The organism is Brucella sp. TWI559, from assembly GCF_039674265.1.
Lineage (GTDB): Bacteria > Pseudomonadota > Alphaproteobacteria > Rhizobiales > Rhizobiaceae > Brucella > Brucella chromiisoli.
In genome coordinates this window covers 156450-172980 of record NZ_JBDJNE010000002.1, presented here as the reverse complement: position 1 = coordinate 172980, position 16531 = coordinate 156450, and the positions used below count along the sequence as shown (strand labels likewise).

Genomic DNA, 16531 nt, shown 5'->3' with positions numbered 1-16531 from the left:
GAAGCTGCGTCACTGTTTAATCCAGCTATCGGCCCAATTGGAGACAGCCCAGCGCGGATTGTTGGCAACATTCTGCACGCGATCATTGGCAACAGTAATGAAGCCCCATTCAGCCACATTGATGAGCGGCAGATCGGCTTCCACCAATTGCTGAAACTGGTGATAAAGTGCCGTGCGCTCCTTCTCATCAATCTCATGTGCTGCTTTGGCAATCACCGCATCCAACTCAGCATTGGCGTAACCACCCTGATTGGAGAACGGAACACCCGAAGCAATGCCGCTTTCAACCAGAATGGTCGTCGAAATGGCGGGGTCTCCACGATAGACCGTCGGCGCAATCGCAAGATCAAAATCGTGGTCCGTATAAACCGCCTTTTGATGCGCCGCTGAGTCATTGTTGACAATACGCGCATCAATGCCAATCTCTGCAAGTGCTTGTCTAAGATAATCCCCGAACTGTCTGGTTTCATTGAAATAAGGTGCGGGCAACAACTTGAGTACAAAACGGTTTCCATCCTTGCCGCGCTTATAACCGGCCTCATCCAGAAGTGCATTGGCCTTCGCTATATCGAAAGGATAAGCGGTCACATCACGCGTATAAAACTGGCTGTCATATTGGGGGACCGGCCCGGTCGAAGGCTTGGCATAGCCCAGGAAAATCGTTTTCACCACCAAATCGCGATCAATCGCATGCGCGATTGCCTGACGGACTTTAAGGTCTGAGAGTTCCTTGCGGCGATGATTGATTTCGACGACCAACTGATAGGTCAGCGCCTCATAGCCCTTGGAAATGACACGCAGCCCCGGCACTTTTGAGATGCGGTCGAGATCAGCGAGAGGGACCGCGGAGAATGCTGCAAGGTCAATTTCCTCCGCTTCCAGCGCGCCTGCGGCGGCAGCACGGTCCGGCAGCACACGATAGATGATTTCGTCAAGATAAGGCTCGCCATCGCCCCAATAGTTATCATTCTTCGTTAGGCGATAATATTCGCCCGTCTTGTGCTCGGCATATTTGAACGGGCCTGTGCCAATCAGCTTCTCATTGGCAGGGTTGGCGGCAATGTCGGTACCATCAAACACATGTTTGGGCAAAACGGCAGTCAATGCCGGCAACGCATTGCGAATGAGCTGAAACGGGGTTGGCTCGCTGAAATGGAAGATCGCCGTATATTCATCCGGCGTCTCAACCTTCTCAAGCGCCTTGAACACGACGCGGCCGAGATTTTGCAGTGGTTTCCAGACCTGCATGGCAGAAAACGCCACATCCGCCGCGGTAAACGGCTGACCATCATGCCATTTGACGCCCTCTCGCAGATGGAAAGTCGCAGTCAGACCATCAGCAGAGCCTTCCCAACTGGTTGCAAGGCGTGGTTCAAGGCCATTTTGACCGTCAAACGATGCTTCGGCCAAAGGCTCAATCACTTTGCTCGCCACGAAGAAAACACCGTTGGAGGCAACAATGGCGGGATTGAGATTACGCGGCTCGGAATCTGCGGCGACGACCAGTCGTCCGCCATTTTGCGGTGTATCTTCGGCACTTGCCCAATGGGGCAAAAACGGCAATGCCGCAAGCGAAGTCGAACCAATAAGAAATGCTCTGCGCGATGCAACAAACCGAGCCATATCACTGCCTCTGAAATTCAATTCCCTACGTATTTGTCTACACCGGACCTAAACAAATTGCAGGGCAAATCCTGTCGCAGTGGCAATAAATAACGAAAACTGTTTCTGTTTTGGAAAAGATCTGCATCCCGAAAGCTAATCAACAGGCAACTCTCTGCGAGACCAGTCTTTTTTAGGAACCGTGCCACCAATCGCATACTGGAACGACGAGACCGCCATATCTTTTGGATTAATGGTGCAATCGAAATCCAGATTGTACCATTTTGCACGACTTCGAAAGGCACCTCCAGACATCTTCAAACTCGTCTCTGTCAGCGCTCCACCTGTTCGGGCCATCATATCAGGCACGATGTCCGGTCGATGATGCCGGATTTGCTCCAAGGCCTCAATGCCACAAATCTGTATGACACGATCTGTCGGAGAAAGCTTTCCTAAAGCCTGTTTCACACGCGGATTTGCAAGAGCATCTTTTGAGTAGATTTTCTTGGCCTTGATCATAGGCGCGTCCTGCTTTTTCAAGTCAGCTAGGCTGAAAGATGATTTTTCAGTGCTCAGAACTGGCTCGCCACCAAACGTCTTCTCCTGAAACCTTTCCGATACCCCGTCAACTGGTTGAGGCCTATCAACCCTTTGCTGTTCAGACGCCCTGTTCGGCTCGGTTTTGGTGTTTTCTTTCTTATCATCTGAAGCCGCTTCAAACGCTTTATAGGGCGCGGCAGCCTTATCCTTAGTGGCAGAATTTTTCTCTTGAGCAGTTGATGGGCTGTCTGATGGCGGCGGAACCAGCTCGACTTTCACGTCCTCAGGCTGGACGGAATGCGTTGACATTGGAAATGTGAACAATAGCAGCGCAAGGACTGCACCATGCAATCCAACCGAGACCAGACCACCCAACAATGTGTCTTTGTCCACCACCGATGATCAGTCCTTCCTCCCACGATAATGAGGGATAGTGTCAGAAAAAATTCAACCATAGAACCAGAACTGTTTTTCCCTTTCGAGCTTTATAAAAGAAATTTTCTCCTTGCCAAACACCCTCCCTTGCATAGATCATGGTTAATTATGTGTTGTCGTATTTCGTGAAGGAAAACTGATACGGCACACAGCCAAAGAGCCGAAATCTGCTCTTTTCAACTGCATTTGCGGAGTTCTGTATCGAAGTTTCTGTAAATGCCTTTAGCTGAAGCACCATTGGAAGAGAGGAAACAGAAATGTCCAGTTTGCTGCCCCCACTTCATGACGGTCATGCACCGATCTATCTGCATCACGCCTTTCAGGATGCGGTAGATGCTTATGAGGACTGGAATCTCGAAATGGAAGAGCCGGTCGTAGCAATCAATGGTAAGATTACCCGTATTAGCGTTGTTTTCCGACGTCTTTGGCGCTGCACTGATACAATCCCTCGCCATACGCTTGAAGCATTGAGGGACATCGTTCCATCAAGCCTTATTCATACGGAGCGCTGGAAAGAGAGTGCCACATTCGCAGAAGCTGCCCATCTGATGCGGACCGCATTGGAATGGCGGAAAGCGCGACGCGTGCCAGTCATCTGCTAAAACCGGATCGTCATATACGACGGGCGGGTTAATCCCGCCCGTTATCAGTTTACATTCAGAACAACTCAGAGCTTGCGGAATCGAACGCGCGCGCTGCGCTCAATTGCTGCAACGGTCAATTCATCCAGTGTCCAGCGATCACGCAGCATCTGAAGAAACTCGAGTTCTTCCTGCTCGACATGCAGATCAGCCGCCGCCACTTCAACGGCCAGTGCATAGGCAGTATCATAGAGCTTTTCCGGCAATGCCTCATGCGCCAAGTCGAGAATGCGCTCCAACCCGTCCTCGAAAGCCAGAAGCTCATAACAATCGCTGGCAATTTTAGGTAGCCGCGCAGAGTCAAAACCCTGAAAAACCGGCAGGCGCGAAACCACATTGCTGATCGATGCCATTTCCGCATCGGTCATCGACGTGTCTGCGGCAGACGTTGTCACCATGATGTACACTAGGGCGTCGTGTGCGGAAATCTTATTCATCAAATGCTCCTCAACAGGTGAACCGGAATCACAATTTCGGTCACATTGGCCGAAAATTAGGAAGCCTGAGAGACTTGCGCAAGGAAATTCACTCGGAATTATCGCTGCAAAGATTGACGTCTGGGGTTAGCCGCGCCATAGAGCAATAGCACATCTGAGTGCAGAAAAACTTCATCAAACAAAGCCCTTCACAGGACATCAGGAAAAAATCATGACTTCGCACCGCCTTCCCGAAATTACGCTGACCCCGGAACTGACCGCGGCGGCTGCGGAAGCGAAATCGTGGCCTTTTGAAGAGGCAAGAAAAATCCTCAAGCGCTACGAAAAGACGGGGCTTCCTGAAACCGTGATTTTTGAGACCGGCTATGGGCCATCGGGCCTGCCGCATATCGGCACGTTCGGCGAAGTTGCACGCACCTCGATGGTACGTCACGCGTTTCGCGTTCTGACTGGTGATAAAGTCAAGACTCGCCTCATCTGTTTCTCGGACGATCTCGACGGTATGCGTAAGATCCCGGACAATGTACCGGACAAAGCAGCCCTTGAGCCATATCTGCAATTACCGCTTTCTGCCGTGCCAAATCCGTTTGGCGGCGAATACAAGAGCTTTGCCGAGCATAATAACGCCATGCTCTGCCGCTTCCTTGATACTTTTGGCTTCGACTATGAATTCGCCAGCGCAACGGACTATTATAAGTCCGGTAAGTTCGACGCCGTACTGCTCAAGGCAGTCGAACGCTATGACGACATCATGAAGGTGATGCTGCCGACGCTCGGTGAAGAACGTCAGGCAACCTATAGCCCGTTTCTGCCAATTTCGCCAAAGTCCGGTCGCGTGCTCTACGTGCCGATGAAGCGCGTGGATGCTAAAGCTGGCACCATCACCTTTGACGATGAAGACGGTGTTGAAACCACACTCCCCGTTACCGGCGGCAACGTGAAGCTACAGTGGAAGCCGGATTTCGGTATGCGCTGGGCAGCGCTCGGTGTTGATTTTGAAATGTTCGGCAAAGATCATCAGACCAATGCCGGTATTTACGATCGCATCTGCGAAATTCTTGGCGGTCGTGCGCCAGAGCATTTTGTTTACGAGCTCTTCCTCGATCAGATCGGCCAGAAGATTTCAAAATCAAAAGGCAATGGCATCGCGATTGACGAATGGCTGGCCTATGCACCAACCGAAAGCCTTGCACTCTACAACTTCCAGAAGCCGAAGACCGCGAAGAAACTCTACTTTGACGTGATTCCGAAGGCGGTGGACGAATATTTCACCTATCTGTCAGCTTATAACCGTCAGGAATGGAAAGACCGTCTGAACAATCCGGTCTGGCATATCCATTACGGTAATCCACCAAAGGTTGAGCTGCCGGTGACATTCGCGCTGATGCTCAATCTGGTGAGTGCATCCAATGCGGAAAGCCCGAGCGTTCTGTGGGGCTTCATCTCGCGCCATGTGCCGGGTGTTACGCCAGAAAACAACCCGGAACTTGATGCGCTGGTTGGCTATGCAATCCGCTACTTCAACGATTTCGTCAAGCCAACCAAACAGTTCCGCGCCCCTGATGATGTGGAACGCGCTGCACTTGAAGGCCTTGATGCGAAACTTGCGACCTTGCCAAGCAATACCGATGGCACCGGCATTCAGAACGCCATTCTGGACGTCGCCCGTGCAATCGAACGCTATCAGGATCACACCAAAAAGAGCCCTGAAGGGGGTCCAGGCGTATCGGTTTCGTTCTTCCAGATGCTTTACGAGGTCCTGATCGGTCAGGAACGCGGCCCGCGCTTTGGTTCGTTCGTTGCCCTTTACGGCATCGACGAAACCCGCGCCCTGATCAAAAAAGCCCTCGCAGGCACCTTGTCATAAGTGAATGCTCGTAAAGTAAAAAAGCCTCGTTCCGAATTTTCGGGCGAGGCTTTTTTTGCTCTAATTCTGTGGTGCAGGTGGAAAGGCACCATCAAGCTGCGGCGGCGTTACCGGTTGTTGCGGCGTATCCGGTGCTATGATCATCGGCAGGCTCGGAGCGTTATTCAGCTCCGGCAAAGAAGTTTCCGGCTTATCCCCATAGAGGCCGAGTTTTGCATCTTCGGCTTTCTTGCCCGCTTCCCCATAAGCACCACCTGCGCTGGCCTTGGCCCAACCATTGGCGACAAGCCATAACGCAGGATCGTCACTGCCAACGCTGCATTGGGTCGCTATCGCCGCACCGCTGTCATTTTGCGGCAGACGACACATAATCGCCCGCGCACGAAGCCACTGGCGGAATGCAGTACGGGCCTGCATACCGCATGGCCAGTTTTCACCCGCTGCCGACTGGCAGCTTTGCTCAACCGGCGTGACATCAATGCCCTGCAAGTCGACAATGCGTCCCTGACTTTCAAGACGCCCGGCTGCAATTGCTACGGGACGCTGCAGAAGCTGCATCGGCTCGCCCGCATCAACCGGCGCGGCTGGGGCTGCTGGCTCCGGCGGTTTTGGCGTTGACGCCAATCCCATATCACTCAGAGGTGGGCGCGCAGGTTCACGCTCAAGCCCGCCTTGGCCATCCTGATTGACAGGGGGCTGCGCGTCAGTGTTTGGCGCATTTTCAGCAGCAGGCATCTCTTGCGAGGCAGGATTATCGCCGCCTGTATCCTTTGCAGGTTCGTTATAATCAAACTGCTCAACGACAATTCCATTACCCGAACCGGTATCCGGCTTGCTTTGACCATCGCCGCTTTCGACCACAGTGACCGGGCGATCGAGTGCGCCATAAAATGGCGCGACAAAAGCTGCCACGAGAATGGCACCGGTCAGACCGGCAAAACTACCAAAAACAATACGACCATGGTTCTTACGTTGCATATTCGTCATTACTGACTCGCCCATAAAATACGGGCGATCCACTCAATATCCTTGGTCTCAAAGGAACGATTGGGAAACTCGGGATTGAACGAATGAAGTTCAATCGTTCGCGGTGTCTGGCGATGCAGGATTTTAGCCATAACCTCTCCGTCTTTGGTTCGAACAACCACACGATCACCCCGGCGAACCGCTGCGTTGGGCGCTACGACCAACGTATCGCCATCCCGGTAAAGCGGCAACATCGAGTCGCCGGAAACTTCCAACGCATACACATTATCGGTTGGAGCAGCAGGAAACTGCACAACATCCCAACCTTGGCCAGCAGGAAATCCGGCATCGTCAAAATAACCGCCTCCGCCCGCTTCTGCCAAACCAAGCAGCGGGATAGCACTCGGCTCCTGCAGATATTCCCCGTAATTTGGCGTCGATATTTCACCACGGATAAGCCGAGTAAACTCATCGAATGTTGCGCCTGTGGCTTCCATGACTTTAGCGAGCGACTCAGTTGAAGGCCAGCGGGCGCGACCATCGGCAGCATAACGCTTGGATTTATTGAACGTGGTCGGATCAAGCCCAGCACGGCGCGCAAGGCCAGACGCACTTAATGAATTGCGCTCCGCCAAGGCATCAATCGCAGCCCATACGCTCTCATGAGAAAACATTGTTACAACCCGCCAAAGAGGATTTTAAACCTAATAATTTATCTTAACTTGTGCCAAAATTAACTGAAAATCTGATTTTACGCAAGGTGCGCGATTTTACAGGGAAAATTTTCTTATTTACAAATGAAAACGCGCGGCATCACAATGCCGCGCGTTTTTAAACAGATCGTCAGGCAGCAGATCAGGCTGCTTTTTTCGTTTCGCCCTTATAAGGGTTGAAGCGCTGATAGAAGCTTTCGCCATTTTCTGCCATATCGACAAGCAGTTTCGGCGCCTTAAACTGCTGGCCGTATTTGCGCTGCAACTCCTTGGCAAGTTTGACGAATTTCTTCGCGCCCATACCATCGATATAGGAAAGCGTGCCGCCGGTATAAGGGGCAAAACCAAAGGCCAGAATGGAACCGACATCGGCTTCACGCGGATCAGTGACAATGCCTTCTTCCATCACACGCGCGGCCTCCAGAGCAATCGTCACAAGGAAGCGCTCTTTCAGCTCCTTCACGTCGATTTTATCGGGGTTCTGCTGCGGATAAAGGTCTTTCAGTCCCGGCCAGAGATGCTTCTTGGCAGGCTTGGCTGGATATTCGTAAAAGCCCTTGCCGTTCTTGCGGCCCTTGCGGTCGAACTCGTTGACGAGCTTATCCACCAGTTCCACATGACGCGGATCGACAGCCTTCTCGCCAAGATCAGCCAATGTTGCCTTGAGGATTTTCTGCGAGAGGTCAATTGCCGTTTCATCGTTGAGCGCAAGCGGACCAACCGGCATACCGGCCATACGGGCGGCATTTTCGATCATCGCAGCAGGGACACCTTCAACGATCATGTTGTAGGCTTCCGACATATAGCGCAGCACGCAGCGATTGACGTAGAAACCGCGTGTATCGTTGACAACAATCGGCGTCTTCTTGATTGCACGAACATAATCAAGGGCAACAGCCAACGCCTTGTCGGACGTCTTCTTGCCGAGGATGACTTCCACCAGCATCATCTTGTCGACGGGCGAGAAGAAGTGAATGCCAATGAAATTCTTCGGACGCTTGGAGACTTTCGCAAGGCCAGTGATTGGCAAAGTTGAAGTATTGGATGCAAAAATCGCCGTTGCCTTGAGAACTTCCTCCGCCTTTTCGGTCGCCACACGCTTGACTTCGCGGTCCTCGAACACGGCTTCGATCACCAGATCGGCACCTTCGAGCTGCGCATAGTCAGGCGTTGCCGTGATAAGCGACAGGAGCTTTTCCTTGTCTGCTTCCGTCGCGCGGCCCTTTTGCATTTCCTTGGTGATAAGGTCAGCCGTATGCGCCTTGCCCTTATCAGCGGATTCCTGATCACGATCGATCAGCACCACCGGAATGCCAGCCTTGGCTGTCACATAGGCAATGCCTGCACCCATGAAGCCAGCGCCAATGACGCCGATCTTCTTGAACTTGGTTGGCTTTTCATCGGCTGGACGGCGTGCGCCCTTGTTCAACTCCTGCAACGACACGAAGAGCGAACGGATCATCATACCTGCTTCGGTCGTCTGAAGAATTTCAGTGAAGTAGCGCTGCTCGATCTTTAGGCCGGTGTCGAACGGCACAAGAAGGCCTTCATAAACCGATTTCAGAATAGCGAGTGCCGCCGGATAATTGCCGGAGGTTTCGCGACGCAGAATGGCGGTTGCAGCAGGCCAGAGATTTGCACCGGCAGCCGAATAGATCGCGCCGCCTGGCAGTTTGAATCCCTTTTCATCCCATGGCTGAACAGGCTTGAGGCCACCCTTGATCAGCTTCTTGGCGGTTTCGACCAGCTTCTTTGCCGGAGCGACTTCAGTAACAAGACCCATCGCCTTGGCGCGCTGCGCGCTCAGGCTTGAGCCAGTTGTCATCATCTGCAAAGCGTCCTGCTGGTTGGCAAGGCGCGGAACACGCTGCGTGCCGCCAGCCCCGGGAAACAGGCCGACTTTCACTTCCGGCAGGCCCATCTTCACGCCCGGTGCATCCGATGCAACACGAGCATGGCAAGCAAGCGACATTTCAAATGCCCCACCCATGCAGGTGCCGTTAATGGCTGAGACCCATGGCTTGCCAGAGGTTTCAAGCTTGCGGAACAATCCGCCCATCCGACCAACATTGTCGAACAACGACTGAACGGCAGCTTGGCTGTCCTTGGCCTTTTGCTTCTGAAATTCCTTGAACATGCCTTCGAGCATGGTCAGATCAGCGCCACCTGAAAAAGTTTCCTTGCCGGACGTGATGACCACGCCCTTGACCTTTTCGTCAGCGGTCGTCGCATCGATGATAGCATTCAGTTCCTGCATCACCTCGACGGTGAAAACATTCATCGACTTTTCAGGCATGTCCCATGTGACGAGGGCAATGCCATCAGCGTCGGTTTCAACTTTGAAATTTACATAAGCCATATTCGCCTCCTCTCCTTACACGCGCTCAATGATCGTGGCCGTACCCATGCCTGCACCGATGCACAAAGTGACCAGTGCCACATTGAGGTCGCGGCGCTCCAGTTCATCCAGCACAGTGCCGAGGATCATCGCGCCCGTTGCGCCAAGCGGATGGCCCAGCGCAATCGCGCCGCCATTGACGTTGATCTTGTCGTGAGAAATGTCGAAGGCCTGCATGTAACGCAGAACCACAGCAGCGAAGGCTTCGTTCAGCTCGAACAGATCAATGTCCGAGATTTTCATCTTGGCCTGTTTGAGGAGCTTTTCCGTCACATCAACCGGACCGGTCAGCATCAGTGCTGGTTCGGAGCCGATATTGGCAAAAGCACGAATACGGGCGCGCGGCTTGATATCGAAGGCCTTGCCAGCCTTCTTCGAGCCAACGAGAACGCCTGCTGCACCATCAACAATGCCAGACGAGTTACCGGCATGGTGCACGTGATTGATGGTTTCGACTTCTGGATGCGCTTGAATGCCAACGGCATTGAAGCCGCCCATTTCACCGGGCATCACGAAGGATGGGTTGAGCTGACCGAGCGCCTGCATATCAGTGCCAGGGCGCATATGCTCATCATGATCAAGAATGGTAAGGCCATTCTGATCCTTGATGGGAATAACTGAATGCTTGAAATAACCCTTTTCCCACGATTTTGCTGCTCGCTTCTGGCTTTCGACAGCATAAGCGTCGACGTCATCACGCGAGAAGCCGTATTTCGTGGCGATTAGATCAGCGGAGACGCCCTGTGGCATAAAATAGCCCGGGAAACCGACGGATGGATCCATGTACCAGGCACCGCCCGACATACCCATGCCAACACGGGACATGCTTTCAACGCCACCAGCGATCACCAGATCGTCGGCACCGAACGCAATCTTAGCCGCTGCAAGGTTGATCGCATCAAGACCTGACGCACAGAAACGCGAAATCTGAATACCCGGCGCCTTGAAATCATAACCGGCTTCAAAAGCCGATGAACGCGGAATAACGGCACCCGCTTCGCCGACCGGATCAACACAGCCGAAAATAATGTCATCGACCTTTGCCGTATCGATGCCGTTGCGGTCGCGCAAGGATTCCAGAACCTTCGCGCCCAGACGAACGGCAGGCACTTCATGCAGACTGCCGTCTTTCTTGCCACGTCCGCGCGGTGTGCGAACGTGATCGTAAATATAAGCCTCAGCCATTTTATCTCCTTCCCGCTGAACCCGAGAGTCCAGCCTGATCTCTCACTCAAAATGTGTCTGCGTTGAGCGCCATCATGCTATCCGCACCTGACTGGATACGTGCAAGATGCGCCACACTTTCCGGCATGATCCGCTCGAAATAGTAGCGTGCCGTGATAAGTTTGGCTTCAAGATAGGCCTTATTGCCTTCACCCGCTGCCAGCTTTTCTTCTGCAACCTTCGCCATGCGCGCCCACATGTAACCAAGTGCCACCAGACCAAACAGGTGCATATAATCATTGGATGCCGCACCGGCATTGTCAGGCTTTGCCATCGCGTTCTGCATCAGCCACATTGTGGCGGCTTGAAGATCATTGACGCCCTTCTTCAGATGCTTGGTGAAGAATGAGAGCTTTTCATTCTCACGATTGGCTTCGCAGAACTCACCCACTTCCTTAAAGAAAGCAGTGATCGCACGGCCACCATTCAGCGCAAGCTTGCGGCCAACCAGATCGAGCGCCTGAATGCCGTTGGCGCCTTCATAAATCATGGCAATGCGCGCATCGCGCACATATTGGCTCATGCCATGCTCTTCGATATAGCCGTGACCACCGAACACCTGCTGCGCCATGACAGCGTGTTCAAACCCTTTATCGGTCAGAACACCTTTCAGCACAGGCGTCAAAAGCCCCACGAGATCATCCGCAGCCTGGCGCTCTGCTTCATCGCCGGAACGATGGGCAATATCGGAGTTCAACGCCGTCCACAGAATGAGTGCACGCCCGGCTTCGTTATAAGCGCGGATATTCATCAGGTTGCGACGAATATCCGGATGCACGATGATCGGATCAGCCTTCTTATCGGGTGCGCTCACACCTGAAAGCGCGCGGCCCTGAATGCGCTCACGTGCATAAATCGCGGCGTTCTGATAGGCAGTTTCGGCAATCGAAAGCCCCTGAAGCGCAACACCAAGCCGCGCTTCATTCATCATGGTGAACATGGCGCGCAGGCCCTTATGCGCTTCACCAATCAGGAAGCCTGTCGCATCGTCATAGTTCATAACACAGGTAGCATTGCCGTGGATGCCCATCTTCTCTTCGATGGAACCACACGACACACCATTGCGCGCACCCGGATTGCCATCAGCATCCAGAATGAACTTCGGCACGATGAACAGCGAAATGCCTTTCACACCTTCCGGTGCCCCATCAATACGCGCCAACACCAGATGGATAATGTTCTCCGACATGTCATGTTCGCCAGCCGAGATGAAAATCTTCTGGCCGGAAATCTTGTATGAACCATCATCCTGCGGCGTTGCACTGGTGCGCAGAAGACCCAGATCCGTTCCGCAATGCGGCTCGGTCAGGTTCATGGTGCCAGTCCATGTGCCTTCCACCATCTTTGGCAGATAGGTGTCTTTTTGCGCATCCGTACCGTGGGTCAGGATCGCGGCAATCGCACCCTGCGTCAGGCCCGGATACATGGTCAGTGCCATATTGGCTGACGACATATATTCACCAACCGCTGTATGCAGGAGATAAGGAAGCCCCTGCCCGCCATATTGTTCAGGCACGGCCAAACCGAGCCAGCCACCTTCGCGATACTGGTCATAAGCGGCTTTGAAGCCCTCAGGGGTTTTCACCGAGCCATCGGATGCGCGAACGCAGCCTTGCCTGTCGCCTGAATGATTGACAGGAAACAGCGTGCCTTCGGCAAGCTTCGCGCCTTCGGACAGGATCGCCTCGACCACATCAGGCGATGCGTCAGCAAAGCCCGGCAAATTATTATAACGCTGATAATTCAGAACGTCATTGAGAACGAAATTTGTATCCTCAACTGGCGCGCGATAGCTCGGCATCGAAATCCTCCAAATCAATAACCCGCTCAGTCCCGCATGAAGCGAAACAGGCTTCCAACTGCGTGTTTGGTACGTCTGTCATACGAAGTGCTCAAATGCGTGACAGAGTAATCTCCATGTCAAAAATGGGGCCAAAAACTCAAAAAACCAGCCATTTTCCACTTCTGAAGCTCCCGCAACTCAAAAACCGATGACGAGAGTCCAACTTCTTGGCAAAACTAGCGCACTTTGACGTTTCCGTAAACGTCAAAATTAAACTAATTTGTGAGGGAGTGTTTTTAAGCGCTTTGTAAACGCCATCGCGGCTTCCTCCCTACGCCTTGGTAAGAGCATTGCGTTGCCTTTGCTTTGGCCACTTTGACAAAAGCACTTGTTCAAAGATTTACCATCAAGGCTTGTGGTTTTTCTCTTACATTTCAATTTATCTGCACGTTGGCGTGGCGAACTACGCAAACCCGCATTGTCAGCAACTGATGGAACCTGTAATTCAGGGTTATGTCTGGGTGAGAAAGCGCAATGGGACAGGCTTTACACCGCAGCGCCACGACCACGCATGTGATCTGTGGCTTAATACAGCGATAGCAAGCTTCCGCCGCTGCACGAAGTCGGAGCTACGCTAACCAAGCCAAAGCATCTATTGGCGAACTGACACGTCGAACGGATGAACAGAGCCATCGAAGACGCAACCGTCAAACGCTATCATTTCGACAATCATGAACAGTTACATCACCACCACGGAAACTATATCTCGGCGTCCAACTTTACCCGCAAGATTAAGAGACCGAGAGAACGCAAGCCTTACCGATGCAGCTGCAAAGACTGGACGTTAGAGCCAGAGACATCAAGTTGAACCCAATCCATCAATGGCAGGAACTAAACACCAACCCACGCGCTCCAACATCCCATTATAGACTGGAGGATCTATAAAGAATATCATCAGATTGAGCGCTTTTTCAACAAGTTGAAGCGATATCGCCGTATTGCATTGCGATGCGAGAAAACGCTGACACCTTCATGGGCCTCGTCCGTCTCGCATGCGCTGTACTATGGATAAAATGAATGCAGATAGAATCTAATCCGACCATTGTTCCACCCGGTCGGATAATGCTGTCATTCAGAGCGTAAATTCGAGAATTGTCCCATTCGCCTCATCGGGTGAAATGACAATATTGCCTGATCTTTCAGTATAAGGGACATGATTGGCATTAAGAACTGCGCGGGTCTTGTCGAGCGATGCTACGCGAAGACGCAAGCCGGAAAATGCTTGAACCGAAGTCTTGTCCAACGCCGCAGCTCCATAGAGTTGCTCCGCATGAGGGCGGTCATAAACAAGAATATCAGCAGAGTCCGGCCCCGTGGAAACGCGCCACTCGCCGCCGCTGCCCGTTGCTTTTCCTTCAGCAAAAAGCTTTGCAAAGCCGTTAGCCGATGCTTCAGGATCAGTAGAAACTGCCAGCACTGCCGATAATCCGTTTGCACCATTTTCATGCTCGATCAACTCAGGAAGCCAAACAGTCTCACGTGTCTTATGCTGGCACATGAAAACCATGCCCTGCGGCACTTCCTGATCGGCAAATGAAACAGTCTCAAAAGCCGCAACGCCCTCACCGCCATTCGGCAACTGAACCGGACGCGAAAAGGCCCCCACGTTCCCTGTTTCAAGTCCAAGAGCCGCCAGTTCCGCTTTAGCCTGTGACGCGCTATCAATGCGGCAGGCTACGGCATGCACACCTTCCCCCTGTGCAGAAAGCTTCTCACGCAGATGCAGATTTCCGGGCGTTTCAGCAACCATACCCAAAAGCTCGAAATAATCCTTCGGGAACATGATTGTATAATTGCCGGAGCCTTTTTCCTTGCTGTGAAGACCACGAGGGCTGAGCGTAAAACCAAGACGGCGATATTGCTCAGCACTCTGCTCCAGATTTTTAACAAGCAGGAAGATGTGATCAACACCTTTGACAGGATGGGACATACAAGCTCTCCTTTTTCTTTACAGGCAGTGAATTCGTTCTTTCAGCGAAAGTTATGGCACACACTTATGCAAAGCAACGCAACGCGCGCCGTGACAAACCTGCGTTGAAGAAATTGAGACTTATTAACGCAGAAATTCCGATATAATTTTCCATTTTTGAGACAAATGTTAGTTTATATTGACATTTTTCATATAGATTCTAGCATAGGCGTGCTTGCATAGAACATTCAAGCTGGAATCAGGCATTTTCTAGCAAAATCAGGGACTTGAACAAGAATGGAACCTGCGGGAAAAGAGGCTGGAAAGCCCTCCCTCAACGTTCTTTTAGGGGAACATCAATGCATATCAGGAAAGCTGGCCTTGGCCTGTTTCTCGCTGCTTTTTCGCTCACAACGGCACCCTCCCATGCCGAAGACGTGAAACGCGGCGGCACAGTCATCGTCCATATGAATACCGAGCAGGGTATCCTTAATCCGGCCTTGCGTGCCTCCACAGGTATTTATCAGATCACGGGCCGTATCATGGAGCCACTGATCGACCGCACCTATGAAGGCTATGTGCCTGTGCTGGCGACAAGCTGGGCTTCATCGGAAGACGGCAAGGAAATTACTTTTAAGCTGCGCGAAAATGTACGCTGGCATGATGGCGAGCCTTTCACCTGCGATGATGTTTCGTTCAGTGCGATGAATCTGTGGAAGAAGCTGCTCAACTATTCGACAACGCTTCAGGCCAATCTGGAAGCTGTCGATTGCACAGACCCGCACACGGCTGTTTTCCGTTATTCAAAACCGATGCCGCTTGATCTTCTGGTCGCCGCGATGCCTGACCTTGGCCATCCTGTCGCCAAGCACCTTTATGAAGGCACCGATATCCTCAAGAACAAGTATAACTCGGCACCTGTCGGCACTGGCCCATTCAAATTCGTTGAATATGAGCGCGGACAGCACATCATTGCTCAGCGCAATGACGATTACTGGCGCGGAAAGGAATATCCGTATCTTGATCGCGTAATCTGGCGCTTCATGCCAGACAAGGCGGCCGCTGCAGCAGCGCTTGAATCAGGCGAAATCATGGAAACTGCTTTCAACGGCATCTCCATGTCGGATACAGAGCGCCTTGCAAAAGATGGCCGTTTCGACACAGGCACCAAAGGCTTTGAAAACAACGTCGCTCACTCGACCGTTGAATTTAATCTGCGCAATCCGATCCTAGCAAATCTGAAAGTTCGTCAGGCGATCTACCATGCCCTCGACATCGATTTTGCGATCCAGTCGATCATGCGGGGCTATGCCAAGCCGGGCCGTGGCCCGATCCCAAGCTCGGGTGGTGCAAATTACACCGATCAGGTTCAGACCTATCCTTATGATGTTGAAAAAGCCAAGCAACTGCTTGATGAAGCTGGATATCCAGCAGGGCCGGACGGCATCCGCTTCAAATTGCGCCATCGCGCAGCACCATGGGGCGAATATACCCAGCTCTGGTCTGAATATTATGCGCAGGCCATGAAAGAAGTGGGCATCGATGTTCAGCTCGTGACCAATGATGCGCCGGGCTTCCTCAATGGTGTCTATCGCGATCATGATTTTGACACGGCCAGTGGCTGGCACCAATTCCGTTCGGATCCGGCCGTCTCAACCACAGTCTGGCTGCGGTCCGGCACTCCGGCCGGGACCGCATGGTCAAACCAGTTCGATTACAAGTCGGACGAAATGGACAGTCTGATCGATCAGGCCGCATCCCAGCTAGACCCTGCAAAGCGTGCAGCGCTTTACCATCAGGTTCAGCAGCTCGAAATGAAAGATCTGCCGGTTATTTTCGCCATTGAGCATCCGTTCATCGGCGTCACCAACAAGGCTTTGAAGAACCACCACAACACGCCACGTTGGGATTCTTCAAGCTGGTACGATCTGTGGATCGACCAATAAACTGAACAAA

General features: G+C 52.4%; 12 protein-coding genes and 1 pseudogene. 4 read left to right on the top strand and 9 right to left on the bottom strand.

Annotated features, from left to right (window positions below):
- Positions 1-9 precede the first annotated feature (9 nt).
- Positions 10-1623, bottom strand: coding sequence for an ABC transporter substrate-binding protein (locus ABE530_RS04860; protein WP_499693780.1), 1614 nt, complete (start codon positions 1621-1623; stop codon positions 10-12).
- Positions 1624-1758: 135 nt separating this feature from the next.
- Positions 1759-2538 carry a DUF930 domain-containing protein gene (locus ABE530_RS04855; protein WP_499693779.1) on the bottom strand — a complete coding sequence of 260 codons (780 nt, stop codon included), beginning with the start codon at positions 2536-2538 and terminating at the stop codon, positions 1759-1761.
- A 296-nt stretch (positions 2539-2834) separates the two neighbouring features.
- On the opposite strand from ABE530_RS04855, the gene ABE530_RS04850 reads away from it, so the two are divergent.
- Positions 2835-3179: a BRA0787 family protein gene (locus ABE530_RS04850; protein WP_265984439.1), complete on the top strand. Its 345-nt coding sequence runs from the start codon at positions 2835-2837 to the stop codon at positions 3177-3179.
- Positions 3180-3244: 65 nt separating this feature from the next.
- Here ABE530_RS04850 and ABE530_RS04845 read toward each other — a convergent pair whose 3' ends face one another.
- Positions 3245-3655: a tellurite resistance TerB family protein gene (locus ABE530_RS04845; RefSeq protein WP_265984441.1), complete on the bottom strand. Its 411-nt coding sequence runs from the start codon at positions 3653-3655 to the stop codon at positions 3245-3247.
- Between the two features lie 211 nt (positions 3656-3866).
- Here ABE530_RS04845 and ABE530_RS04840 point away from each other — a divergent pair, with 211 nt between their 5' ends.
- A complete protein-coding gene (locus ABE530_RS04840; protein WP_265984443.1) occupies positions 3867-5522 on the top strand; it encodes a lysine--tRNA ligase in 1656 nt (551 codons plus the stop codon).
- Between the two features lie 60 nt (positions 5523-5582).
- Here the strand turns inward: ABE530_RS04840 and ABE530_RS04835 are convergent, their stop codons facing one another.
- The 5 genes from ABE530_RS04835 to ABE530_RS04815 form a co-directional block, all read right to left on the bottom strand.
- A complete protein-coding gene (locus tag ABE530_RS04835) occupies positions 5583-6509 on the bottom strand; it encodes a thermonuclease family protein (protein ID WP_499693778.1) in 927 nt (308 codons plus the stop codon).
- On the bottom strand, positions 6509-7162 hold the full coding sequence (locus ABE530_RS04830) for a S24 family peptidase (protein WP_265984446.1): 654 nt from the start codon (positions 7160-7162) through the stop codon (positions 6509-6511). Before ABE530_RS04830 ends, ABE530_RS04835 begins: the two co-directional genes overlap by 1 nt.
- Positions 7163-7343: 181 nt before the next feature.
- On the bottom strand, positions 7344-9560 hold the full coding sequence (locus tag ABE530_RS04825; protein ID WP_499693777.1) for an FAD-dependent oxidoreductase: 2217 nt from the start codon (positions 9558-9560) through the stop codon (positions 7344-7346).
- A 15-nt stretch (positions 9561-9575) separates the two neighbouring features.
- Positions 9576-10784 carry an acetyl-CoA C-acetyltransferase gene (locus ABE530_RS04820; RefSeq protein WP_265984448.1) on the bottom strand — a complete coding sequence of 403 codons (1209 nt, stop codon included), beginning with the start codon at positions 10782-10784 and terminating at the stop codon, positions 9576-9578.
- Positions 10785-10830: 46 nt separating this feature from the next.
- Positions 10831-12624 carry an acyl-CoA dehydrogenase C-terminal domain-containing protein gene (locus ABE530_RS04815; protein WP_499693776.1) on the bottom strand — a complete coding sequence of 598 codons (1794 nt, stop codon included), beginning with the start codon at positions 12622-12624 and terminating at the stop codon, positions 10831-10833.
- 866 nt (positions 12625-13490) lie between these two features.
- Here ABE530_RS04815 and ABE530_RS04810 point away from each other — a divergent pair.
- A pseudogene (locus tag ABE530_RS04810) lies at positions 13491-13683 on the top strand (IS5-like element IS711 family transposase); the annotation flags it as partial.
- Positions 13684-13738: 55 nt separating this feature from the next.
- Here ABE530_RS04810 and ABE530_RS04805 read toward each other — a convergent pair.
- Positions 13739-14596, bottom strand: a complete 858-nt coding sequence (locus ABE530_RS04805; protein WP_265985786.1) for a VOC family protein — start codon at positions 14594-14596, stop codon at positions 13739-13741.
- A 338-nt stretch (positions 14597-14934) separates the two neighbouring features.
- Between ABE530_RS04805 and ABE530_RS04800 the strand changes: the two genes are divergently transcribed.
- The gene (locus tag ABE530_RS04800; protein ID WP_499693775.1) at positions 14935-16521 is read left to right on the top strand and encodes an ABC transporter substrate-binding protein; all 1587 of its coding nucleotides are present in this window, start codon (positions 14935-14937) and stop codon (positions 16519-16521) included.
- Positions 16522-16531: the final 10 nt, after the last annotated feature.